The 25645-nt window shown below is 35.0% G+C and carries 25 protein-coding genes; 22 read left to right on the top strand and 3 right to left on the bottom strand.

Features of this window, described 5'->3' with window-relative positions; genetic code table 11:
- Positions 1–16: 16 nt before the first annotated feature.
- Positions 17–1303 carry a replication-associated recombination protein A gene (locus CRO45_RS04135; protein ID WP_097148371.1) on the bottom strand — a complete coding sequence of 429 codons (1287 nt, stop codon included), beginning with the start codon at positions 1301–1303 and terminating at the stop codon, positions 17–19.
- 147 nt (positions 1304–1450) lie between these two features.
- On the opposite strand from CRO45_RS04135, the gene cymR reads away from it, so the two are divergent.
- Genes cymR through CRO45_RS04115 form a run of 4 tightly spaced genes read left to right on the top strand, consistent with a single transcriptional unit; the run spans position 1451 to position 4919 of the window.
- On the top strand, positions 1451–1870 hold the full coding sequence (cymR, locus tag CRO45_RS04130) for a cysteine metabolism transcriptional regulator CymR (protein ID WP_097148370.1): 420 nt from the start codon (positions 1451–1453) through the stop codon (positions 1868–1870).
- A gap of 33 nt (positions 1871–1903) precedes the next feature.
- Complete coding sequence (locus CRO45_RS04125) at positions 1904–3046, top strand: cysteine desulfurase family protein (RefSeq protein ID WP_097148369.1); 1143 nt, start codon at positions 1904–1906, stop codon at positions 3044–3046.
- A 32-nt stretch (positions 3047–3078) separates the two neighbouring features.
- Positions 3079–4200, top strand: a complete 1122-nt coding sequence (gene mnmA, locus CRO45_RS04120) for a tRNA 2-thiouridine(34) synthase MnmA (RefSeq protein ID WP_097148368.1) — start codon at positions 3079–3081, stop codon at positions 4198–4200.
- A gap of 59 nt (positions 4201–4259) precedes the next feature.
- Positions 4260–4919, top strand: a complete 660-nt coding sequence (locus CRO45_RS04115) for a tetratricopeptide repeat protein (protein ID WP_097148367.1) — start codon at positions 4260–4262, stop codon at positions 4917–4919.
- 454 nt (positions 4920–5373) lie between these two features.
- On the opposite strand, the gene hisA is transcribed toward CRO45_RS04115, so the two are convergent.
- Positions 5374–6132 (bottom strand): phosphoribosylformimino-5-aminoimidazole carboxamide ribotide isomerase, encoded by a 759-nt coding sequence (hisA, locus tag CRO45_RS04110; protein WP_097148366.1) that lies wholly within the window; start codon positions 6130–6132, stop codon positions 5374–5376.
- 169 nt (positions 6133–6301) lie between these two features.
- Here hisA and recD2 point away from each other — a divergent pair, with 169 nt between their 5' ends.
- From recD2 to CRO45_RS04075, 7 genes are all read left to right on the top strand, one after another.
- Positions 6302–8797 (top strand): SF1B family DNA helicase RecD2, encoded by a 2496-nt coding sequence (gene recD2 / locus CRO45_RS04105; protein WP_097148365.1) that lies wholly within the window; start codon positions 6302–6304, stop codon positions 8795–8797.
- A gap of 106 nt (positions 8798–8903) precedes the next feature.
- Positions 8904–9356, top strand: coding sequence for a DinB family protein (locus tag CRO45_RS04100; protein WP_097148364.1), 453 nt, complete (start codon positions 8904–8906; stop codon positions 9354–9356).
- A 14-nt stretch (positions 9357–9370) separates the two neighbouring features.
- A complete protein-coding gene (locus CRO45_RS04095) occupies positions 9371–10021 on the top strand; it encodes an SIMPL domain-containing protein (protein WP_097148363.1) in 651 nt (216 codons plus the stop codon).
- A gap of 127 nt (positions 10022–10148) precedes the next feature.
- The gene (locus CRO45_RS04090) at positions 10149–10577 is read left to right on the top strand and encodes a DUF1801 domain-containing protein (protein ID WP_097148362.1); all 429 of its coding nucleotides are present in this window, start codon (positions 10149–10151) and stop codon (positions 10575–10577) included.
- 74 nt (positions 10578–10651) lie between these two features.
- Positions 10652–11422, top strand: a complete 771-nt coding sequence (locus CRO45_RS04085; protein WP_097148361.1) for a sporulation protein — start codon at positions 10652–10654, stop codon at positions 11420–11422.
- A gap of 178 nt (positions 11423–11600) precedes the next feature.
- Entirely contained in the window at positions 11601–12623 is a 1023-nt protein-coding gene (locus tag CRO45_RS04080) for a threonine aldolase family protein (RefSeq protein WP_097148360.1), read from the top strand.
- A 127-nt stretch (positions 12624–12750) separates the two neighbouring features.
- The gene (locus CRO45_RS04075; protein WP_097148359.1) at positions 12751–13899 is read left to right on the top strand and encodes an MFS transporter; all 1149 of its coding nucleotides are present in this window, start codon (positions 12751–12753) and stop codon (positions 13897–13899) included.
- A 16-nt stretch (positions 13900–13915) separates the two neighbouring features.
- Here the strand turns inward: CRO45_RS04075 and CRO45_RS04070 are convergent, their stop codons facing one another.
- On the bottom strand, positions 13916–14605 hold the full coding sequence (locus CRO45_RS04070) for a YjbE family putative metal transport protein (RefSeq protein ID WP_097148358.1): 690 nt from the start codon (positions 14603–14605) through the stop codon (positions 13916–13918).
- A gap of 502 nt (positions 14606–15107) precedes the next feature.
- Here CRO45_RS04070 and alaS point away from each other — a divergent pair.
- The 11 genes from alaS (at position 15108) to greA (ending at position 25469) form a co-directional block, all read left to right on the top strand.
- Positions 15108–17768 carry an alanine--tRNA ligase gene (gene alaS / locus CRO45_RS04065; RefSeq protein WP_097148357.1) on the top strand — a complete coding sequence of 887 codons (2661 nt, stop codon included), beginning with the start codon at positions 15108–15110 and terminating at the stop codon, positions 17766–17768.
- Between the two features lie 150 nt (positions 17769–17918).
- A complete protein-coding gene (locus tag CRO45_RS04060; RefSeq protein WP_097148356.1) occupies positions 17919–18185 on the top strand; it encodes an IreB family regulatory phosphoprotein in 267 nt (88 codons plus the stop codon).
- 6 nt (positions 18186–18191) lie between these two features.
- Complete coding sequence (gene ruvX, locus CRO45_RS04055; RefSeq protein WP_097148355.1) at positions 18192–18617, top strand: Holliday junction resolvase RuvX; 426 nt, start codon at positions 18192–18194, stop codon at positions 18615–18617.
- Positions 18618–18725: 108 nt separating this feature from the next.
- Entirely contained in the window at positions 18726–19034 is a 309-nt protein-coding gene (locus CRO45_RS04050) for a DUF1292 domain-containing protein (protein ID WP_097148354.1), read from the top strand.
- A gap of 120 nt (positions 19035–19154) precedes the next feature.
- Complete coding sequence (locus CRO45_RS04045; RefSeq protein ID WP_097148353.1) at positions 19155–19676, top strand: DUF1292 domain-containing protein; 522 nt, start codon at positions 19155–19157, stop codon at positions 19674–19676.
- A 189-nt stretch (positions 19677–19865) separates the two neighbouring features.
- Positions 19866–20990 carry an endolytic transglycosylase MltG gene (mltG, locus tag CRO45_RS04040; protein ID WP_097148352.1) on the top strand — a complete coding sequence of 375 codons (1125 nt, stop codon included), beginning with the start codon at positions 19866–19868 and terminating at the stop codon, positions 20988–20990.
- A 246-nt stretch (positions 20991–21236) separates the two neighbouring features.
- On the top strand, positions 21237–21866 hold the full coding sequence (locus CRO45_RS04035) for an O-methyltransferase (RefSeq protein WP_097148351.1): 630 nt from the start codon (positions 21237–21239) through the stop codon (positions 21864–21866).
- A 5-nt stretch (positions 21867–21871) separates the two neighbouring features.
- Positions 21872–22804, top strand: a complete 933-nt coding sequence (locus CRO45_RS04030) for a peptidase U32 family protein (protein WP_097148350.1) — start codon at positions 21872–21874, stop codon at positions 22802–22804.
- Between the two features lie 16 nt (positions 22805–22820).
- Positions 22821–24098, top strand: coding sequence for a peptidase U32 family protein (locus CRO45_RS04025; protein WP_097148349.1), 1278 nt, complete (start codon positions 22821–22823; stop codon positions 24096–24098).
- Positions 24099–24737 carry a uridine kinase gene (gene udk, locus CRO45_RS04020; RefSeq protein ID WP_097148348.1) on the top strand — a complete coding sequence of 213 codons (639 nt, stop codon included), beginning with the start codon at positions 24099–24101 and terminating at the stop codon, positions 24735–24737. It begins immediately after the preceding gene.
- 246 nt (positions 24738–24983) lie between these two features.
- The gene (gene greA, locus CRO45_RS04015) at positions 24984–25469 is read left to right on the top strand and encodes a transcription elongation factor GreA (RefSeq protein WP_097148347.1); all 486 of its coding nucleotides are present in this window, start codon (positions 24984–24986) and stop codon (positions 25467–25469) included.
- Positions 25470–25645 lie beyond the last annotated feature (176 nt).

Here is a 25645-nt window from a genome sequence, read left to right as displayed (position 1 = left end):
TGTGAGCTTTCTTATATTATTTATCTTTTTTAAATGTTTTAAGACGGTCGTAAATGGCAGCAAGTTTTTTTTCCTCCCCAGCGATGACAGGTTTGTAGAACTCCATGCCAACAAGATTATCTGGTAAATATTGTTGGTCAACCCAACCACCAAATGTTCCAATAGGTGTATCATGGGGATATTTGTATCCAACATGTCCTAATACTTTGGCTCCTGCATAATGACTATCACGCAAATGAAGGGGAATATCACCAGTTTTGCCTTCGTTGATTGCTTTTATCGCCATATCCAGAGCTGAATAAGCTGAATTTGACTTCTCGGATAAACACATTTCAATGACTGCATTAGCTAAAGGGATTCTAGCTTCTGGTAATCCAAGTCTTTTAGCAGATTCTGTTGCTGCATATACATGTGCACCGACTGCAGGATTTGCTAAGCCAACATCTTCGTACGCCATGACGAGCAATCTTCTACAAACAGCAACTAAATCTCCAGTTTCTAGTAGATGTGCTAAATAGTAAAGTGCAGCATTTGTATCACTGCCACGAACAGACTTTTGTAAAGCGGACAACAAATTATAAAAATGGGTACCTACTTTATCGCCGTAAACACCAATTCGCTTTGCTAAGTGGTCAATAATGTGATCTTCTACAATTGTTTTACCGTCCACCTCATCAGAAGCAAAATATACTGATTCTAATAGAGTAAGTGCTTTTCGTGCATCACCATTTGAACTTAGTGCGATTTTTTCGAGTTGCTCCTCTGAAATCTCAAATTTTATTTTACCTAGACCTCGATCCTCATCGTTTAAAGTAATCTTTAATAGGTGTACAATATCTTCAATAGAAAGTCGTTTTAATTGTAATATCTCTCCACAACGGGAACGAATCGCTGGGTTTACATCATGAAAAGGATTTTCAGTTGTAGCACCGATTAATACGATGGATCCATTCTCAACATGGGGAAGTAGTGTATCTTGCTGTAATTTGTTGAACCGGTGTATTTCATCTAGAAATAATATTACTTTTCCTGCAAGTCTTGCTTCATCAACAATTTGTTCTACATCTTTTTTCCCTGCATGAGTCGCGTTTAAAGAGAAGAAAGGAAGTTTTGAGCTGCCGGCAATAGCAAAGGCAATCGATGTTTTCCCGATTCCAGGATCTCCATATAATAGCATAGAAGGGACATGGCCATTTTCAATCATTTTATATAATGCTGTTGATTTTCCTATAATATGTTGTTGACCAACGACCTCATTTAAATTGCGAGGTCGCATACGGAATGCTAACGGTTCGTTTTGCAATTTGACAATCCCCCGAACTTTATTCTTTATCATTATTAATTTATCATAATATCATATTAACCCAAATTAGACCTTTTCCAAGTGGAATAAAAGGTGTTATGGTATAATTGAGCAGATATTTGGACAAGTAAAATAGAGGTGCTTATAATGAAAATTTCTACAAAAGGTAGATATGGCCTAACAATTATGATTGAACTTGCTAAACATTTTGGAGAAGGGCCAGTACCCCTTCGACAAATTGCAGAGGAAAAAGGATTATCCGAAGCATATTTAGAGCAACTAGTTTCTCCTCTTCGTATTGCTGGATTAGTTAAAAGTGTTCGTGGTGCATATGGGGGATACTTACTAGCACTACCACCAGAGAAAATTTCGGCAGCAGATGTTATTAAAGTTCTAGAAGGACCTATACAACCTGTCGAAGGTATAGATGAGGAAGAATCTCCACAACGAGAGCTTTGGATTCGTATTCGTGACGCTGTAAAAAATGTACTAGATACAACTTCTCTACTAGATTTAGCAAACTACAAAGATGATACTGAATATGACGGCTATATGTTTTATATCTAATTGAGTCTCAATTAAAGGAGTTTTTGATCAACAATGAATGCAATTTATCTAGACCATGCAGCGACTTCACCAGTGCATCCAGAAGTAATCAATGTGATGACTAAGGCAATGTCTGAAGTATTTGGTAATCCATCAAGTATCCATACAGTCGGTCGAACGTCACGAAAGGTTTTAGATGATGCAAGACAAGTCCTAGCAAAATCCATTGGTGCAAAAGATAATGAAATCATCATCACAAGTGGTGGTACAGAAGCAGATAATATGGCAATTTTCGGATCTGCTTATGCTTTAAGAGATAAAGGAAAACATATTATCACAACACAAGTCGAACACCATGCAGTTATGCATGCTTGTGAAAAATTAGAAAAAGAGGGCTTCGAAGTTACTTACTTACCTGTTGATCGAAGTGGTCGAATTTCTATTGATACTTTTAAAAATGCTTTACGTGAAGATACTATACTAGTAACAATCATGTATGGTAATAACGAAGTTGGAACTGTTCAACCAATAGCGGAAATCGGTGAAATTTTAAAAGACCATCAAGCTATATTGCATACAGATGCTGTGCAAGCCTATGGTATTGAAAGACTGAATGTAGATCAGTTAAATGTAGATCTATTAAGCGTATCAAGTCATAAGTTAAACGGTCCTAAAGGAATTGGGTTTTTATATCAACGGACTGGAACCTCTCTTATCCCTACTTTTTTTGGTGGTTCCCAAGAGAAAAAACGACGTGCAGGAACTGAAAATGTACCGGGAACGCTAGGCTTTGCTAAAGCTGTTGAAATTGCCCAACAGGAAATTGAACTGAAAAAGGATAAGTTTAAAAACTTCCGTGAGTTGTTTATAAAAGAATTAAAGGATGAAAATATCCAATTTGAAGTAAATGGAAATACAGAACATACTTTGCAGCATGTTTTAAATATAAGCTTTAAAGAAATAGATGTTGAGTCGTTCTTAGTCAATCTTGATATGTCGAAAGTCTTTGCTTCAAGTGGCTCAGCATGTACTGCGGGTTCTATCGATCCTTCCCACGTCCTAGTAGCGATGTTCGGAAAAAATGCAGATGAATTAAGGAATTCCATCCGATTTAGTTTTGGGTTGGGACTGACAGATGAAGATATTATTGAGGCTGCAAAACGTACAGCGAAAATTGTCAAAAGACTAGCCAACTAATTTTGTTAATTTAAATAGAAAAGGTGAACGTAATGTTAGAAACGAAAGACCCATCAAAAATTCGTGTAGTCGTTGGAATGTCTGGTGGGGTCGACTCATCCGTAGCTGCTTATTTACTAAAGCAGCAAGGGTATGATGTCATCGGAATCTTCATGAAAAACTGGGATGATACCGACGAGTTTGGTGTATGTACAGCGACTGAAGATTATGATGACGTCATAAAAGTGTGCAATCAAATCGGCATTCCTTATTACGCGGTCAATTTTGAAAAACAATATTGGGATAAGGTGTTTACGTACTTCCTAGAGGAATATAAGGCTGGAAGAACACCAAATCCAGATGTAATGTGTAATAAAGAAATTAAATTTAAAGCCTTTTTAGAACATGCCTTAAAATTGGGTGCAGATTATTTAGCTACAGGTCATTATGCTCGTGTAGAAGAGCGTGATGGGGAAGTTGCTATGCTGCGAGGAATTGACCGTAACAAAGATCAAACGTATTTCTTAAATCAATTATCTCAAGAACAGTTAAAACATGTTATGTTCCCAATTGGTGGTATTGAAAAACCAGAAGTACGTAAAATTGCGGAAGAAGCAGGGTTAGCGACTGCTAAGAAAAAAGATTCAACAGGAATCTGTTTTATTGGAGAACGTAATTTTAAAGAATTTTTAAGTCAATACCTACCTGCTCAACCTGGTAAAATGGAAACATTTGACGGCAAAGTAATGGGAACGCATGATGGTCTTATGTATTACACAATTGGTCAACGTCACGGTTTAGGTATTGGTGGAGATGGAGATCCATGGTTTGTACTAGGAAAAGACTTAAAGCGTAATGTTTTATATGTTGGTCAAGGCTTCCACCACGAAGCATTATATTCCACTTCATTAAAAGCAGTAAAAATGAATTTTACTTCAACGAAAGAAAGAGCGAAGAAGTTTAGTTGTACCGCAAAATTCCGCTACAGACAGGAAGATTCGCCTGTTGAAGTTGAATTATTAGAAGACGGGACTGCCCATATTATTTTTGAAGAACCTGTTCGTGCTATTACACCAGGTCAAGCTGTTGTTTTATATGATGGAGAAGTGTGTTTAGGTGGCGGTACGATTGATGAAGTGTTTAATAATAATGAAAAACTAACATATGTTGGTTAAATAATTATAGGCGGTTGTGTGATGCGGCCGCCTATTCATTTTGTTTAGAGGTGTTATGTATGGATTATAACGAAATTGGAATTAAGGCCTTTCAGGAAAAGCGATATGAAGATGCAGCAAAAGCATTTACAGAAGCTATAGAAAGTAATCCTGACAATGCAATTGGTTATGTAAACTTCGGGAATTTATTAGCCGCTATGAATGATTTGGAACGTGCAGAACGATTTTTCCAAAAAGCAATTACAGTAGATGAAAAGACAGCAACTGCTTATTATGGTTTGGCTAATCTTTATTATGATTCAGAACGTTATATTGAAGCAGCTAAGTTATATCAAAAATCTATTGACCTTGGAATCGAAGGAGCAGATGCTTACTACATGTTAGCAAAATCCTTTGAACGAGATGAAAAATATAAATTAGCTTTACCTTACATGCAAAGGGCAGCTGAGTTAGCCCCAGAAGATTTACAAATTAGACTTTCATATGGCATCTTACTATGTACGTTAGAAATGTTTGATTTAGCTAAAAGTGAGCTGGAATTTGTAATAGAAAAGGATAGTAACAACGCGGATGCACACTATAATCTTGGTGTTCTTTACGCGGTATCATCAGAAGACTCAAATGCAGCTTTATATCATTTAAAGCAGGCTTATACTATTGCTCCCGAATTCGATCAAGCAAAATATATTTACGATATGGTTAGTCAACGGTTTAATTAACTATCTCGAAATGAACGACCTAACAAATAGGTCGTTTTTTTATATGGAACTAATCAAAAAAAGGCATACGATTTTAAATCGTATGCCATATATTCGAATCTTATCTAGACATTTTTTAAAGTGAATCATTACTTTTGCCTAATAAATCGCTTTATCTAGACATTTTTCAAGAGAATCAAGATTTTTTGTCTAAAAAATGACTTCATTTAGACATTTTCCAAGAGAAACAAGATTTCTTGTCTAAAAAATGGCTTCATTTAGACATTTTCAGAGAGAATCAAGATTTTTTGTCTAATAAATCGCTTTATCTAGACATTTTTTAAGAGAATCCTGATTTTTTGTCTAATAAGTAGCATAATTAATACATTTTAGGAGAATCTTAATGTCTAAGTTAATACTTTAATTATTCTAGATTGTATCACACAAAAAAGACGTCCAATAATTCCTCTGAATTTTATTTTTTTCTACAATACTCCACAACATCTCTGTAGCTTAAATCGCCACCAAAAATATCTAACGCACTCCCTATAGTAACGTGTAATTTGCCTTCAGAAAGTTGCTCAAACTTTTTCAAATCTTCCAAAGATCTTACTCCGCCTGCATAGGTAGTTGGGATTGAAGTCCATTTTGCTAAATCGCGAACTAATTCTTCTTGCATACCGCTACGCTTGCCCTCAACATCTACAGCATGGATTAACAACTCGTCGCAAAATTGCTCAATATAAGAAATTGATTCCTCATTCACTTCAAAATTACTAAACTTTGTCCATTTATCTGTAACTACAAACCATTTACCATCACGTTTACGACAACTTAGGTCAATTACTACATGTTCTTTTCCTACAGCATCGACTAACTTTTCTAGTCTCTCTAAATCTAAGAGGCCATCATGGAATATGTATGAAGTGACAATAATATGTGAGGCTCCTGCGTCAATATATTTCTTTGCACTGTCTGCACGAATGCCCCCACCCACTTGTAACCCACTAGGGTATGACTGTAATGCTAAAATGGCTGCTTCTTCGTTGCCGGAGCCAAGCATAATGACATGACCACCAGTTAATCCATCTTCTTTAAACATCTTCGCATAATAGGCAGAATCTTGTTCAGATATAAAATTTTCTACGACGGATTGATTTGAATATCCTAATGTACTACCAACAATTTGTTTTACTTTCCCATCATGTAGATCAATACATGGTCTAAATTCCAAATTCCTCACTACTTTCTTTCTATCTTTCCATTAATTTATCATAACATTGTCTCAATATTATGAAAATCAATATATATAATAGATGGATATTTGTATAAGTAAGAAAGACAGTTATTATTGGTTATGATAAAATCAAATGTACTAGAAAAGTGTAGGGGAGGTTGAAAATATGGTAAATAATAATTTATTTGAGACGAGTAAATTATTCGTTCTCGGTCGGCCAATCGTATCCATTTTCCATAACCCCTCCAATATGTATTCAATTACACGAGTGAAAATACAAGAAACAAATCTACAATTTGACGAGAAAGAGATTATTGTAGTTGGGTATTTCCCAAATTTATCGGAAGAAGATTTATATCGATTTACTGGTGTGCTAAAAAATCATCCGAAATATGGACAACAGTTCCAAGCAGAGACATTTGAAAAAGAAGTTCCTGCAACAGAACAAGGTGTTGTTCATTATTTATCTAGTGATTTGTTTCCTGGGGTTGGACGAAAAACCGCAGAAATTATTGTTGAAAAGCTTGGAGCTGATGCTATAAAAAAAATTATGGAAGATCCAAGTGCTTTAGATATTATTCCACGTTTAAAAGAGGACAAAAAGGTCGCAATTCGCGAAACACTGGAACAAAATTTAGGGTTGGAACGGATTATTATACAACTTAACCAGTGGGGCTTTGGTCCACAGTTGGGAATGAAAATTTATCAAACGTACCGAGAAGATACAATTTCACTTTTAACTGAAAATCCATACAGACTGATAGAAGATGTTGAAGGTGTAGGGTTTAATCGAGCGGACGAATTAGGTGCAAAGCTAGGTATTACAGGAAATCATCCTGATCGAATTAAAGCTGCCGTAATACACGTGTTAACGAATGCATCATTATCGGACGGACATGTATATTTGGATGCAGAACAAGTTTTACCGCAAGTTAAAGCAATTTTAGAACAAAGTCAACGTGAAGAAATCCCATATGACGCAATATCAAAAGCTGTTATTGAAATGCGCGAAGAAAGCAAAATTTGTGGAGAAGAAACGAGATTATATTTACCGTCATTGTATTTTAGTGAAATTGGGATTGCTTCAAAAATTATTGAGCTTTTATCTCAAAATAAAAAGCAACAACGGTTTACAAAAGACGATATTCGAAAAGCGATTGGTGAAGTGGAAGAACGCTTTAATGTTACCTATGCTGAAACTCAAGCAAGTGCCATTGAATGTGCATTAAACTCTTCAGTTATGATCTTAACAGGCGGTCCAGGTACGGGTAAAACTACCGTCATTCGTGGTTTGGTAGAAGTTTATGCTGAGCTGAATGGTCTTTCCTTGAACCCAAAAGAATATGCGAAAAAAGAAGAACCATTTCCTATAGTCTTAGCTGCACCAACTGGTCGTGCTGCAAAAAGATTGGCTGAATCGACTGAGTTGCCAGCTATGACAATCCATCGTTTGTTAGGGTTTAATGGTCTTGAAAAAGAAGAGGAAACAGAAAGAGAAATTGACGGAAGACTTATAATCATCGATGAAATGTCCATGGTGGATACTTGGCTTGCACACCAACTATTAAAAAGCATAAATGAAGATGCGCAAGTCGTCTTTGTAGGTGACCAGGACCAGTTGCCACCTGTAGGACCTGGACAAGTATTAAAAGATTTGTTGGCATCTAAGCAAATCCCAACAGTTGAGTTGAAAGATGTCTATCGTCAAGCAGAAGGTTCAACAATTATTGAACTAGCCCATCAAATTAAAAAAGGGGCCATCCCTCACGTAGGAAAAATTGTTGAGAAGACTGTTGATCGTTCATTCATTAAATCTTCTGCAGATCAAATTCCAAGTGTAGTTACACAAATTGTAAAAAGTGCAATTTCTAAAGGTCAATCGATTCGTGATATACAGGTACTCGCCCCAATGTATAAAGGGCCAGCGGGGATCGATCAGCTGAATAAAAAAATTCAAGAGTTAGTCAATCCAAATGTTGATGGAACGAGAAAAGAATTAGCCTATGGTGATGTAGTCTACCGAATTGGCGATAAAGTACTGCAACTAGTAAATCAACCTGAAAGTAACGTGTTTAATGGTGACATGGGTGAAGTTATTGCCATTATTAAAGCAAAAGAAAACATAGAAAAACAGGATTTACTAGTCGTATCTTTTGATGGAAATGAAATCACTTATCAGCGAGCTGATTTGAATCAAATAACATTAGCCTATTGTTGTTCTATTCATAAATCCCAAGGAAGTGAATTCCAAACAGTTATTATGCCAATTGTTCGTGGCTACTCAAAAATGTTAAGAAGAAATTTACTGTACACAGGTATAACTAGGGCAAAAAATTTCTTAATTCTGTGTGGAGAACCGGAAGTATTTACAACAGGATTAAATAAAACCGATGACTTACAACGACTTACAAGTTTAAGAGCAAGATTGAATCCGATGGAACCAGAAGAAGTGCTTATAGATGAAGTTGTATCAACGGAAATACAAACAAACAATCAACAAAAAGTTACGCCAATAAGTGACGTAAAGGAACAACAAGAAATTTTTACCGTTTTAGGTGAAGCGGTAATACCAGCTTTAACAACAGAAACGGTCCATACAGTACATCCGCTCATCGGTATGAATGGTGTTTCGCCTTTCGACTTTATGGAAGAAGATTCTTAAAACCTTTGACCCCTGCATTTCGGTGTAGGGGTTTTTATCAATCATTAGTTCAACAATTGCAATGAAAAGCATATGTTGAGTTAAAACTATTTAAGGATGTGCATTGTTGGAAACCATTCAAAAAATGTATGAACATTTAATTTGGGCAAATAAACGAATTCTTGCTACTTTGCATACTATAAATGAGGAACAGCAAGAGGTGATTCGTTTATTTTCCCATATTTTATTTTCTGAAATAGTATGGATGGCACGTTTACAAGGAATTGACAGTTCTAAACTACCCATTTGGGCGGAAGTAGATTTAAAATTTTGTGAGCAATTAGTGAAGAAAAATGAAGAGAATATTATTTCATATTTGTTAATTGTAAATAAAGAAGATTTAGATAAAAACATTACTTATAAAAATAGTAAAGGTAATGAATTCCAAAATACAATTCGGGAAATATTAACCCACGTTTGTTTACATGGTCATTATCATCGGGGACAAATTAACTCGAAACTTCGCTCGTTAGGTGCTGAGCCTGTCGTACTTGATTTTATTCATTATATTAGGTCTTAAGAAAGGGGAACAAATTGGACCATAAATATAGTCGACATCTAACACAAAAGTCTCGTGTAATCACAGTAAATGGGAATGGAGAAATTAGTGTTCCACCGAATTTTGCGGAAATACGAATTGAGGTTGTCACACAGTCAGAGGATCTGAGTGAAGCACAAAGAGAGAATGCAAATAAGATGAACCAAGTGATTCAAGCATTGCTTTCACTTGGTATTTTTAGAGAAGATATTCAAACGTCGTCATTTTCAGTTTTTCCACAGTACGATTACGTTGATGGACGGCAAGTGTTTAGAGGATACGAAGTGACAAATGCTTTGACTGTAAAAATTCGAAATATAAACCAGGTTGGTATTGTAATTGATACTGCAATAAGAAATGGAGCAAATCGAATTTCTTCTCTTGAGTTTAAATTAGATAATGAAAATTTATATTACAATCAAGCGTTGCAAATTGCTTTGTATAATGCTGTTGAAAAGGCTAGAACTATTGCTGAATCAATGAATCTTCCGATGCATCCACTGCCAATTGAGATTGTAGAAGAAAGTGTAGAAGCACCACCCATTCTGTATAGAGCTGTCGCAATGACACAGGAGTCTCTCCAAACGCCAATTGAACAAGGTCTAATCACCATTAATGCGAGAGTTCTAGTAAAATTTCAGTTTTGAAATTTGAAACCTGTTTTAAAGGTTAAGCCTTTAAAACAGGTTTTTATTGTATTTGGTGGTTTTACTTTTCATAGAATAATTTTTATTGGTATACTTTTTCCAATTAGAATATTTGGAGGTTATTTCGGTGGCAAAGTATGAAATAAAAACAAAATTTACAGATAACAGTGTCGTAGAATTTATTGAAAGTGTTGAAAGTGAAAAGAAACGTGAAGATGCATATAAATTATTAAAAATTTATGAAGAAACAACTGGTTATGTAGCAAAGATGTGGGGACCAAGTATTATTGGGTTTGGCACATATCATTACAAATATGGTTCAGGCCATGAAGGTGATGCGCCACTTGCTGGATTTTCACCTCGTAAATCAAAAATTAGTCTATATTTTTCACCAGATTTACCTAACCGAGAAGAATTGCTAAGTCGATTTGGGAAATTTACAACAGGTAAGTCCTGTGTATATATTAACAAGTTAGCAGATATTGACGAAAATGTATTAAAAGAGTTTATTCAATCGGACATCCAATACGTACAAAAAAAATATCCAAATGAGTAACTTTTGGGAATCTTTTTCACTCTTCGTTCGTAATAAATATAGACGTTTTTATTTGAAAAGGAGGAGTGATCGGTATGTCATTTTTCAATAAAGTTTTAGCGAGTATTGGTATTGGTTCATCAAAAGTAGATACAAAATTAGCGAAGTCTTCTTACGAAGCTGGAGAAATTATTCGTGGGGAAGTTGAGATTTATGGTGGCAATGTTGAACAACAAATTGATGCAATTTTTTTAACATTATACACAACGTATATTAAAGAAGTAGATGATCATAAATATACGTCAAAAGCGCCTATAGAAAAATATCGGGTGAGTGAGCCGTTTGTCATTAAGCCGAATGAAAGGAAAACACTTCCATTTTCATTCCAGTTACCATATGATATGCCAATCACAGTCGGAAGTACAAAAGTTTGGATTAAAACTGAATTAGACATCCGAAGTGGTGCTGACTCTGAAGATAAAGATTATATCGATATCCGCCCGTCAGGAATTGCGGCTAGATTATTAAATGAGGTGCAAAACCTTGGATTCGTATTACGAAAGGCAGAATGTGAAAAAGCTTCTTATAAATATCGTAGTAAATATCCATTTATTCAAGAATTCGAGTATGTGCCAGTAAGTGGTCCTTTCCGTGGGAGACTAGATGAACTAGAAATTGTTTTCTTATCACAAACGGAAACTCAAGTGGATATTTTAATGCAAGTAGACCGTCGAGCACGAGGTTTTGGTGGATTTTTAGCAGAAGCGTTAGATGCAGATGAAAGTCACGTTCGCCTTTCGGTATCAGTGGATGATCTTCCCAATCTTAGTAATAAACTAGAACAAACAATTTCCAGATACTCCTAATATCTAAATGCCCAGGAACTAGTTTCCCTGGGTTTTTTAATTGATTAAATTTTGAAAATTACATCATTTTAAAAAAGTATAAAAATATTTTGCCTCACATGATATGATGTTTTATGGTTCTTATAGAAGTTTACTAACAAGAACTCAATAAACTTCATGAAGTGAGTGGGGTCTTCTTATGAAATATAGTTTTCGAAATGATTATAGTGAACTAGGTCATCCAGCATTACTAGAAGCATTACTGCAAGCTAGTAATGAGCAAAATAAAGGCTATGGAATGGATAGACATTCTGAAAATGCGAAAAAATTAATTAAACAAAAACTTGAAACTGAAGATTGTGATATTCATTTTGTAACAGGTGGAACACAAGCGAACGCTACAATAATTTCGTATATACTACGTCCTTTTGAAGCGGTACTTGCGTGTAGTACTGCCCACATCAATGTATATGAAACTGGTGCGATTGAAGCTACTGGACACAAAGTTGTGACAGAAGAGGGTGTAGATGGAAAGTTAAGACCCATCGATATTGAGCATGCTCTGAAAGCGCATTATGACGAACATATGGTGAAAATAGGAATGGTTTACATTTCCCAATCCACTGAACTTGGTACTATATATAGTTACGATGAGATGAAAGCAATTTACAATTATTGTAGAGAGCATCAATTATATTTATTTATTGATGGAGCTCGTCTTTCAAGTGCTTTAGCAGCAAGTGATATTTCGTTAAATATGTTTAAAGATTTATGTGACTGTTTTTATATTGGTGGAACGAAGACAGGTTTCTTAAGTGGGGAAGCCATAGTATTATTTAACGATCGCTTAAAACCATATTTTAGACATCATATTAAAAATAAAGGTGCACTTCTAGCAAAAGGTTACGTAGTTGCAATTCAATTTGAAAGAGCATTTCAAGATGATCTCTATTCAACAATTGGATATCATATGAATGACCTTGCAAGATTTTTAACAAACGAACTTAAAGACTTAAATGTGCCATTTTTTAGTGAGTCTTCAACAAACCAAATATTCCCGATTTTTAGTAAAGAAGTAGTCGAGTCGTTAAGTGAATTATACGATTTTGAAGTTTGGGAAGAAGTGCCAGGTGGACTCGCAATTCGATTTGTTACATCGTGGGCAACAACAAAAGAGAGTTGCCAAGAACTAATTGAAGATATTAAAAAAATTATGAATTAATACTAAATCGGGTAGATTTATTATTGTATATAGTACAATGATAGATAAATGAAACGTTTAGTACGGTTCGTCCATTATGCTAAAGTTTGCGTAATGGACGTTTTTACTATGGAGGATAACTTATTTTATGAATAATCAACGTTGGCTATCTCAAAATTTCTTTATCTTTTTCTTTACTTGGGGGGTATTTTTACAATATTGGTCTGGCTGGTTAGCAGAAGGCAAAGGTCTTAATGTAACAGAGGTTGGTTTCATTATGGGAATGGGGCTAATTGCACGAGCCATCGCAACTTTATTTGCCTTTCCCCTTGCTTCAAAATTTTTAAGTAATAAAAAACTGATTGTATTGTTAGTAATTGGCTCTCTTCTCATAACTCTAACTTATATCCCAGCTAATTCATTTACCTCATTGTTTATTATTACATTTGTTTTTAGTTTGTTTTACCCTTCGCTGCTTCCTGCGATTGAAAGTGGAGCGACGGTTCTTGTACAAGAAGGGAATGTAAAGTACGGTAAAAGCAGGTCGTATGGTTCGATAGGGTTTGTTGTTGCTGTATTCATTATTAGTGGAATTATAAGTGTTTTTAATGAAAATGCCATTCTATGGTGTATGATTGTGTCGCTACTCATATTATTATTAATTCAAGCGATGCCAACACCAGCAAGTTTAAAAGTACAACCGACTGTGGAAGATCGTAAAGGTTCGTATTCTATGCGCGGACTTTTCAAAATTAAAGGATTTTCACTAATTTTATTTATTGTTATTCTATTACAAGGTGCCCTTGCATCTTACTACAATTATAGTTATTTGTACTTACAATTTTTAGGGGTAAATCCAATCTATATCGGAATCATATTAAATGTAGCTGTAATCTTTGAAGTTATTTATTTAACTAAGGCGGAAGTATTTTCAAATTATCGAACTTCTACATTATTATTGATAGCTGCAATTGCCTCAACTGTTCGATGGATTATTATTTGGTTATTTCCGAATGTATGGTCGTTTATCTTTTCACAAACCTTACATTCTTTATCCTTTGCTATGGCACATTTTGCATTTATTCAATATATTACGAGAACACTACCTAAACAACAATTCTCCAATGCACAGGGAATATATTCTGCTTTAGCAATGAGTTTAAGTGCTGCATTACTGACTTTATGGGGTGGCTATCTTTATAAGATTCAACCAGGCTTAGCCTTTTTGGGAATGGTTGTATTTACTATCCCAGCGATTATCCTTATTTTAGGAACTCGAAACAGATATCGTTACTAAACAAAAAAGTCGTCCACTATTTGTGGACGGCTTTTTCACTCTTAATCATAAGAATAGATTTCATTGTAATGCTTACAAAAAGAACAACTAATACAACGATTGCTTGAAACTTATGGATTGAACTTTCTGTAGGAAAGAAATGAGCCATATAAGCATCATGTGCAATCATCTTAGCTGCTGTATATGCTAAAATTCCAGTACCAACGAAAAGGATAATAGGGAATTTTTCTAATAATTTAATAACTAATGTACTTCCCCAAATAACAATAGGAATAGAGATAGCTAAACCAATCATGATTAGTAATGAATTTCCATCTGCTACTCCTGCTACTGCAATAATATTATCGATTCCCATAAGTAAATCTGCTAATAGTATTGTACCAATAGCACCTAAGAAAGTATTTTTACTTGGTTTTATATTGACTTGTTGATCTGCTAATAAAATTTTATAGGCGATATAAAGCAACAACACCCCACCAACTAACAAAAGTCCGTCAATTTCTAGTAATCTCACTGCAACTAATGTAAATAGAATCCGTACGACTACTGCAGTAATTGCTCCAATAACAATAGTCATCTTTTGTTGATGTCGTGGTAAGTTTTTTGCTACTATACCTATTAAAAGAGCATTATCGCCTGCTAACACAAGGTCAATTAAAATGATTGCTAACAATCCGGTGAAAAATTCATTTGTTAATAAATCCATATGGACAACCCCTATTTTTTTATATTTCTAAACTATGTGTGGTAATGATATATATATGAATTTTAAATTTGTCTATTCTGAATACTTTGTACGCTAGGGGAAATTAATAATAAATAATAGTAAGGGTTGTAATTGACACAAATATTTCATTCGCATATAATTTAGAACAGAATATGAAGAACACAATGATGGAAAGAGTAAGTTGAAGCTATTTGATTTAGAAAGAGATTCCTTAGGCTGAAAGAATCTTTCAAATGCGTAACCGAAAGCTAATCCAGAGTGCAGCTAATCCCTGCCGTTCACTTACGTTACAGTGCTCGAGATATAAGCAGTTGTATGATGCAAACTTACAGCTATTTATAACGAGGGTGGTACCGCGAGATTATAGTCTTCGTCCCTTATTTGGGATGGGGGCTTTTTTGTTTTTTATTCGTTCTATTTGGTTAGTACTTGTTAAACAACTCAACTCTCTTCATGACAACAATTTAGGAGGATATGAAAGATGAAAGCTTCAGAAATTCGACGCAAATATTTAGAATTCTTTATTGAGAAAGGGCATGCTCAAGAACCTTCTGCATCCTTAGTGCCAATAAATGACCCTTCATTATTATGGATTAACTCAGGTGTTGCGACTTTAAAAAAATATTTTGACGGTCGTGTTATTCCAGACAACCCACGTATTACAAATGCACAAAAATCTATTCGTACAAACGATATCGAAAATGTAGGGAAAACTGCACGACACCATACGTTTTTCGAAATGTTAGGAAACTTCTCAATCGGTGATTATTTTAAAAAAGAAGCAATTCATTTAGCGTGGGAATTCTTAACAGATTCAAAATGGTTAGGTTTTGATCCTGAAAAATTATCAATTACAATTCATCCAGAAGATGAGGAAGCTTATAACGTTTGGCGCGATGAAATTGGCATTCCTGAAGAGAGATTAATTAGAATCGAAGGGAACTTCTGGGATATTGGAGAAGGTCCATCTGGTCCAAACTCAGAAATCTTCTATGATCGTGGACCGGAATATGGCAATGATGAAAATGACCCAGAACTATACCCAGGTGGAGAAAACGAACGTTACTTAGAAGTATGGAACTTAGTATTTTCACAATTCAATCATAATCCTGACGGCACTTACACACCGCTTCCGAAACAAAATATTGATACGGGTATGGGGCTTGAACGTGTAACTTCAATCGTACAAAATGTACCGACAAACTATGATACGGATTTATTCATGCCTATCATTGAAAAGATTGAACAGTATTCAAACCGTAAATATAAACGTCCAAACGAAATCGACTTAAAAGAAATTTTCGGTAGTACAGAAGATATTAACACACCGTTTAAAGTTATTGCAGACCACATTCGTACAGTAGCATTTGCTATTGGAGATGGTGCACTTCCATCAAACGAAGGTCGTGGTTATGTATTACGTCGTCTATTACGTAGAGCTGTACGCTATGCAAAACAAATCGGTATTGAAAAGCCATTTATGTTTGAGTTAGTACCAACTGTTGGTGAAATCATGTCCGACTTCTATCCAGAAGTGAAAGAAAAACATGAATTTGTTGCACGTGTTATTAAAAATGAAGAAGATCGTTTCCATGAAACATTAGATGGTGGACTTGCAATTCTTTCAGAAGTAATTGAAAAACAAAAAGCACAAGGGTTAACAGTGATCCCTGGAGCTGATGCATTCAAATTATACGATACGTATGGATTCCCAATTGAGCTAACGGAAGAATATGCTGAAGAAGCAGGTATGACTGTAGACCAAGAAGGTTTTGAAGTTGCAATGAATGTGCAACGTGAGCGTGCAAGAGCTGCACGTGCAGATGTAGATTCAATGCAAGTGCAATCTGAGGTACTAGCAAACTTAACAATGGAATCTAACTTTGTAGGTTATGAAACATTACAAACTGCTACAAATGTTGTAGCAATTGTAGCAAATGGTCAAACAGTAGAAGTTGCATCTGAAGGTGATGAAGTACTTGTAATTTTAGCTGAAACTCCTTTCTATGCTGAAATGGGTGGTCAAGTAGCTGATCACGGAACTATTTCAAACGATTCATTCAAAGCGTTTGTGAAAGACGTTCAAAAAGCTCCGAATGGCCAATCATTACACACTGTAATTGTTGAATCTGGGGAAATGCACCTAAATGATGGAGTAAAAGCAACAGTTGATCGTGATGAGCGTAATCTAGTTGTGAAAAACCATACAGCAACTCACATTATGCAAAGTGCCTTGAAAGATGTTTTAGGTGAACATGTCAATCAGGCTGGTTCGTATGTTGGTCCAGATCGTTTACGTTTCGACTTCTCTCATTTTGGTGCAGTAACAAAAGATGAATTAGAACAAATAGAACGTATTGTAAATGAAAAAATCTGGGAAGATATTAAAGTAGTCATTGAAGAAATGCCAATTGCAGAAGCTAAAGCAATGGGTGCGATGGCTCTATTTGGTGAAAAATATGGAGATGTGGTACGCGTTGTTCAAGTAAGCGATTATTCTGTTGAACTTTGTGGTGGTATTCACGTAAATCGTACGTCTGAAATCGGGTTATTTAAAATTGTTTCAGAAGGCGGTATTGGAGCTGGTACCCGTCGAATTGAAGCGGTAACTGGTAAAGCTGCGTTTATAGCTGTTAAAGAAGAACAACATTTACTAGAACAAGCGGCTACAATATTAAAATCAAATCCTAAAGATTTAGTTCATCGTGTGGAAAACTTACAACATGAGTTAAAAGAACTTCAACGCGAAAACGAATCACTGTCACAGAAAATTGCCAATGCACAAGCTGGTGAAGTATTAAATGCAGCAGAAACTATCGGAGATGTAACAGTTCTATCTACACGAGTTGATGCAAAAGATAACAATCAACTTAGACAAATGATGGATGATTTAAAAGAAAAATTAGATCGTGGTGTCATTGTTCTTGGTGCAGTCGATGGAGATAAGGTAATGCTATGTGCTGGTGTGACAAAAGACTTAGTTGGTGGAAATTATCATGCAGGTAATATTGTAAAACAAGTTGCTGAACTTTGTGGCGGTCGTGGTGGCGGTCGTCCTGATATGGCAATGGCTGGTGCAAAAGAAGTGTCTAAACTTGATGAAGCACTTCAATCTGTGTATGATTACGTTAAATCGATTTAAGTTAAACTTTGTATTCATAAGATTTGTATTTAAATCGATATTAAGTTCATAAGTTTAAGAATTTCATTTAACTCTATACAAAGAATAGGTTATAATAGAAAAAAATGGGGAGGACTTAACCTCCCTAACTTCGAGAGCGAGGTGCTGGTCTTGAGTTCGTTTGATCAAACAATGAAATTCAGTTTCCCAGAAGAATCGATGGAGCAAGAAGTTAAACAAGTATTATTAAAGGTATACTCTTCGTTGGAAGAAAAAGGGTATAATCCTACTAATCAAATTGTTGGGTATTTGCTATCAGGTGACCCTGCATACATCCCTCGCCATCAGGACGCACGTAATTTAATTCGCAAGCTCGAGCGCGATGAAATTTTAGAGGAGCTCGTAAAATTTTATATTAGAAAGAATAATGAGGCATAATATTTAATGAGAGTCATGGGTTTAGATGTTGGGTCTAAAACAGTAGGCATTGCAATAAGTGATGCACTTGGTTGGACTGCACAAGGGATTGAAACCATTCAAATTAATGAAGATGAAGGCGAGTTTGGCATTGAAAGAATAAAACAGCTTGTCAAAGAATATGCTGTAACGGAATTTGTTGTTGGTCTCCCTAAAAATATGAATAACACGATTGGTCCCCGTGGTGAAGCATCAGAACAATATAAGAAGTTATTAGAGGAAACGTTCCAATTACCCGTTAAACTGTGGGATGAACGTTTAACAACGATGGCTGCTGAAAGAATGCTAATCGAAGCGGACGTTAGTAGAAAAAAACGTAAAAAAGTCATTGATAAAATGGCGGCTGTAATGATCCTACAAGGATACTTAGATAGTAGAGGTTCAATAATTTAAGATTCTCTACGACCGCATCCTATGTATTAAAAGTGACTGGTGCACAAAGAAATTGAACCAATCGCAACAACTAGTAATAGTATTTATTAAATTAAAGAGGTGACCATAATGGTACATGAACACGATCACGAACACCGTCACATTACAATTGTTGACGAAGACGGTAATGAGCAATTATGCGAAGTAATTTACACATTTGACTCAGAAGAATTTGGTAAGTCATATGTTTTATATTCATTAGTAGGAGCAGAAGAAGATGAAGATGGCCAAATCGAAATCTTTGCATCTGCGTTTTCTCCTTCTGAAAATGGTGAAGACGGCGAGTTAGAACCAATTGAAACAGAAGCAGAATGGGATTTAATCGAAGACGTATTAAATACTTTAGAAGATGAACTAGACGACGAAGATGACGAATAATTTTATTTAAAAAAAGGTAGGCAAGTTCGCCTACCTTTTTTTAAAGATATTTAACATCATTTGTAACTACTTTCTTAGATAGGTACAAAAATGAATTTTGATAGTACTGGAGGAGTGCTTATGGAAAACCAATTAATTTCTGTAGTTACCGAGGATGGAAAGGAACAACAAGGTAAGGTCATCTTTACATTTGATTCGGAAGAGCATTCTTACGTACTTTACTCATTAATTGAAGACAATGGAGAGGAAAGTACAGAAGTTTCGGCACTCCGCTATGAATTAGATGAGAATGGTGAAATGACTGATTTTTCATCATTAGAAACTGATGAAGAATGGGAAATGGTTGAAGAAGTATTAAATACATTAGTACATGAGTTTTCAAATGATTTAACGAATTACTTCACTATTACTAATGATGACAACGAAGATGTGATTTGTGAAATTCTACATCGTTTTGAATTAAAGGAATACGGTAAATCTTATATACTTTATACCTTTGCAGATGAAGAAGAAGCAACTGAAATATTTGCGGCTTCTTATATCGCAGGTGAAAATGGTGAAGTGGTGGACCTAATTCCTATTGATTCTGAAGAAGAATGGTCTGCAATTGAACGGGAATTAGATTTTATTACGGAAAAATAAAACAAAAAGCTGTAATCTTATATAAGATTACGGCTTTTTTTATTTGCATGGGGAAAAATGGAATATGTTAATAGCGATTTGGGAATATTAATAATTGATTTATTTTAATGAAATTAAATACTATGAAAGATGATTTGAATATTTCATAGTTTCTATGTATCATATTAAAAGATGTAAGGGGGGACACCCATGGAAAAAGAGAAAGAAGACAAAAAACAAGAGATGTTTAAAAAAGTAAAACAACGTAAACAAGAAGGAAGAACAGTTCGGAAAATTGTAGGTATCACTTCATTAGCAATTGTTTTAATCATAGGTATCGTAGTATTTGCAGGTTATTCATATGTGAAATCAGCACTAGAACCTGTTGATCCAAATTCCACAACTGCTATTGAAGTTGAAATACCAATCGGCTCAAGTTTAACAACGATAGCCAATACGTTACATGAAAACGGAATTATTAAGGATGCACGTATTTTTAAATATTACACAAAATTTAAAAATGAATCGGATTTCCAAGCTGGAAATTATACAATGACTAAAAGTATGACTTTAGATGAAATTATAGAAAGTTTGAAAACAGGGAAAGTGTATCGTGAACCTGTATTTACTCTCACAGTTCCTGAAGGTTTAACTCTTGAACAAATTGCAAAAGTCATTGAGAAGAATACAAAGTTTTCTGCTGACGAGTTTATGACAAAAGTCACAGATGAAAAATTTATACAAGATATGATAGGTACATATCCTGAAACGATAACTGAAGAAGTACTAGAAGGAAATATTCGTTATTCTCTTGAAGGGTATTTATATCCTGCAACTTATTCTTTCTATGATGAGAATCCATCGTTAGATGAAATTGTTACGACAATGATTTCACAAACTGCTGATGTTGTGAAAGGATATAACGAATTGTTAGAAGAAAAGCAAATGACTGTTCATCAGTTATTAACATTTGCATCCCTGTTAGAAGAAGAAGCAACTGCTCAGACTGATCGGGAAACAATTGCAAGTGTATTTTATAATCGAATTAAGATAGATATGCCATTACAAACAGATCCAACTGTTTTATATGCGCTAGGGTCACATAAAGATCGCGTGCTTTACGAAGATTTAAAGGTAGAAAGTCCATATAATACCTATGTTATTAATGGTTTACCACCTGGGCCTATTGCAAATGCGGGTAAAACTTCGATTGAAGCTGCGTTAAATCCAACAAATACAGAGTATTTATACTTTTTAGCTGATAAAGAAGGAATAAATCATTTTGCTAAAACTTATGAAGAACATCTGCAAAATATAGAAACCTATCTTCGTTAGTTGTGAAAGGAAACGAATTTCCCTCGAGGACTATGATTTTATTCATAGTATTTTAGTCGAGAAAAATTCGCTTTCCTTTTCTTTTCGTGATATCATATATTGTGATTTTTTGTTTATAAAAAATAGACTATTTAAAACCAACTTATCCTTAGCAGTAATACCTGCATATGGAAAGATTTCAACTCGACCTTACTAGGTCGAGTTGTGCTATGTACGAAAAACTTACTGAAGGGAATATGAAGCCAAATGGAATATTCAAATGCTTATATAGAATCCTTCATACAACCTAGAAGCGATTTGCTTGTTGAAATGGAATCTTTCGCTGATGCAAACCACATACCAATCATGCAGTTGCCTGCAATTGAAGTGTTAAATCAAATGCTTAGAATACAAAAACCTTCGAATATTCTAGAAATCGGTACGGCTATTGGTTATTCAGCGATTCGAATGGCACTTACATTACCAGATTGTAATATTGTAACAATTGAAAGAGATGTTGAACGTGTTGCACTAGCAAAGGATTTTATATCAAGATCTGAAGTAGCAAATCGAATTACGGTCATTGAAGGAGATGCGTTGGAAGTGGATGTTGATAAGAACACTACTTTTGATGCTGTTTTTATTGATGCGGCAAAAGGTCAGTACATGCGTTTCTTCGAAAAATTTTCAGCTCTAGTACCTTCGGGTGGTGTATTATACATCGATAACATGTACATGCATGGCTTATCCGATTTAAAATTAGAAGAAGTGCCAAGAAGAAAAAGAACAATGATCCGTAATTTAAAAAACTTCTCTGAATGGATAATGAATCATGATGAGTATGATAGCACGTTTTTCCCAGTTGGTGATGGTTTATTAATTTGTTTTAAGAGGTGAAAGAAATGGGAAAACCAGAGTTATTGGTAACTCCAAAAACAGTAGATCATATTAATGAATTGCTTAATGCTGGAGCTGATGCATTTGTTATCGGTGAACAACAATTTGGATTACGTCTAGCTGGAGAGTTTACAGTATCAGAAGTGCAAGAAGCAACAGAACTAATTCATGCAGCTAATAAAAAAGTATATGTAGCAGTGAATGCACTTTTCCATAATGACCGTCTAGATGCTCTAGATAATTATTTGAAAGAAATGCAAAAAATTGGTGTAGATGCTCTTATTTTTGGAGACCCTGCTGTTTTAGTTGCAGTTCGTGAACTTGGTATTACGATTCCTTTACACTGGAACCCTGAAACGACAGCTACTAACTGGTTCCAAGCAAATTACTGGGCAGAACGTGGAGCTAAAAGAGCTGTTCTTGCACGAGAATTATCTTTAGATGAGATTATCGAAATTAAAGAAAATTCAAAACTAGAAATCGAAGTGCAAGTGCACGGTATGACTTGTATGTTCCAATCTAAACGAAAATTGTTAGGTAATTATTTCTTATATCGTGGAGAAGCGATGGAAATAGAAAATCGCAAAGAAAATAAAAAGATGTTTTTACACGACAAAGAAAGAAAAAACAAATATCCAATCTATGAAGATTTAAATGGGACGCACATATTTTCACCGAATGATATGTGTTTAATTGATGAATTAACAGAGTTTTTTGAAGCTGGTATTGATTCTTTGAAATTTGACGGTGTTCTACAAACAGAGGACTATATTACAACAGTAACAAACATTTACCGCCAGGCAATTGATGCTTATTTTGACCAAGGCGAAGATGCTTATGAAAATGTAAAAGAGGAATTACTAGAAAAAATCGAAGAAATTCAACCACCATTGCGTCCTCTTGATACTGGTTTTATCTTCAAAGAAACAGTTTACTAAGAAAGGGGCGTAACAAATGCTACAGTTAATACAAAATGATAAAATTCGTGAAACAGTCAATGGAAAAACTGTCATAACTAAAAAGCCTGAATTACTTGCACCAGCTGGAAGCTTAGAAAAACTAAAAGTTGCTGTTCATTATGGTGCAGATGCTGTATTTATTGGTGGGCAAGAGTTTGGTTTACGCTCCAATGCAGGTAACTTCTCTATAGAGGAAATGCGTGAAGGTGTTGAATTTGCTAAAAGATATGGTGCAGTTGTTTATGTAACAACGAATATTTTCGCACACAATGAAAATATGGCAGGTTTAGAAGAATACTTAAAAGCTATTGAAGAAGTAGGCGTAAAAGGAATTATAGTTGCAGACCCACTTATTATTGAGACGTGTCGAAAAGTAGCACCTAAATTAGAAATTCACCTTTCAACGCAACAATCGTTATCTAACTGGAAAGCTGTGAAGTATTGGAAACAAGAAGGTCTTCACCGTGTTGTTTTAGCACGTGAAGTTGGTGCTGAAGAAATGCGTAAAATGAAAGAAGAAGTAGATATAGAAATTGAAGCATTCGTTCATGGTGCTATGTGTATTGCTTATTCAGGTCGTTGCGTATTATCAAACCATATGACAGCTCGTGACTCAAACCGAGGCGGGTGCTGTCAATCTTGCCGATGGGATTATGACCTATATGAAAATGTAGACGGTGAAGAAAAAGCGTTATTTGAAGATGGTGACGCACCGTTTGCAATGAGTCCTAAAGATTTAAAACTGATTGAATCAATCCCACACATGATTGAACTTGGTATTGACTCATTAAAAGTTGAAGGACGTATGAAATCAATCCACTATATTGCAACAGTTATTTCGGTTTATCGGAAAGTGATTGATGCATATTGTGCAGATCCTGAGAATTTTACAATTAAAAAAGAGTGGTTAGAAGAACTTGATCGTTGTGCGAATAGGGCAACAGCATCTAGTTTCTTTGAAGGCGAACCAAGCTATAAACAGCAAATGTTTGGTTTTGCACCAGCTCAAATGAAATGGGATTTCGCGGGGTTAGTACTCGATTACAATGAAGAAACACAAATGGTCACATTACAACAACGAAACTACTTTAAAAAAGGTGACACAATTGAATTTTTCGGACCAGAAATTGAAAGCTTTAAAATGGAAGTAGGACAAATCTGGAATGATAAAGGTAAAGAAATTGAAGTAGCGAACCACCCACTTCAAATCGTAACATTTAAAGTAGATCGCCCGTTGTTCAAAAACAACATGATGCGAAAGGAGAACAAGTAAATGGGAAAAAAGCGCCCGTTAGTAATAGGGATCGCAGGAGGTTCGTGCTCTGGGAAAACTAGTGTGACGAATTCAATCTATGATGTATTCCGCGAGCATTCAGTTGTTGTCATTGAACAAGACTACTATTACAAAGATCAAAGTCATATGTCATTTTCAGAACGTTTAAAAACAAATTACGATCATCCATTAGCATTTGATAATGATTTATTAATTGATCACTTACATCAATTATTAGATCGTAAACCTATCGACAAACCAGTGTATGATTATGTTCAACACACACGCTCAAGTGATATCATTCATGTTGACCCTAAGGATGTTATTATCTTAGAAGGAATATTAGTTTTAGAAGATCAACGTTTGCGTGACTTAATGGACATCAAACTATTTGTAGATACAGATGCGGATATACGTATTATTAGACGCATTGAGAGGGATATTAAGGAACGTGGTAGAACAATTGATTCTGTAATAGAGCAGTATATGACAGCAGTTCGTCCAATGCACAACTTATTTATCGAACCTACTAAGAGATATGCAGATATAATTATCCCTGAGGGTGGGGAGAACGAAGTAGCTATCGATTTATTAGTTACAAAAATTAAAACTATTCTTGAATCTACATCCATTCTATAATATGATGAGTAAAGTATTGGAATTATTTACATGTAATTTACAAAGTACAATAAATGCAACATAACAATATTCCAAATGGAAAATTCGGTTATTAAATAAGCATATTGAAAACCATTCTATATGGTCAATAATTTTCATATGCTTATTTTTATAACCGGGTTTTATACTATGCACATCTATTTTATAAAAAGTAAACGATTGCATAGAGCTGGTGTATTTAATGTGAGGGATTAAGGAGGAAGTATTGTGGTAAATGAGAGACAATACCCGATGACTTTGGCGGGGAAAAAGAAACTTGAAGACGAATTAGAGCACCTAATTACGGTTAAACGTAAAGAAGTGGTTGAACGTATAAAAATCGCTCGTAGCTTTGGTGATTTATCGGAGAACTCTGAGTATGATTCAGCGAAAGAAGAACAAGGATTCGTTGAAGGTCGTATTTCAACAATTGAATCGATGCTTCGTAATGCAGTGATTATTGAAGAAACTGAAGGCGAAAGCGATATTGTTACATTAGGTAAAACTGTAAAATTCATTGAACTTCCTGATGGTGAGGAAGAAGAATATACAATTGTTGGTTCTGCAGAAGCAGACCCATTTGATGGTAAAATCTCAAATGATTCTCCGATTGCAAAAGCTTTATTAGGCCGCAAAGTAGATGACGTTGTTAAATTAACAACGCCTGGTGGAGATATGGAAGTGCGCATTATCTCAATTAGTACAGCTAAATAATGTAATCATTAGTTACTTGTAAATAACTAACAGTTGTAATGAAAAAATAGTAGAAGTCGACAACATATTAAATAGGTTTGTCGACTTTTTCAATTTTGACGTTTTTATAAAATTGAAATTAAAATTAGATGACAATAAAGCTTTTTAAATTTGCTGCTGATAAAATGTTAATGACG

This window comes from Ureibacillus acetophenoni, from assembly GCF_900220965.1.
GTDB classification, from domain to species: domain Bacteria; phylum Bacillota; class Bacilli; order Bacillales_A; family Planococcaceae; genus Ureibacillus; species Ureibacillus acetophenoni.
Note: the sequence above shows the minus strand (reverse complement) of the source record. Positions and strands in the feature narration are given on the sequence as shown.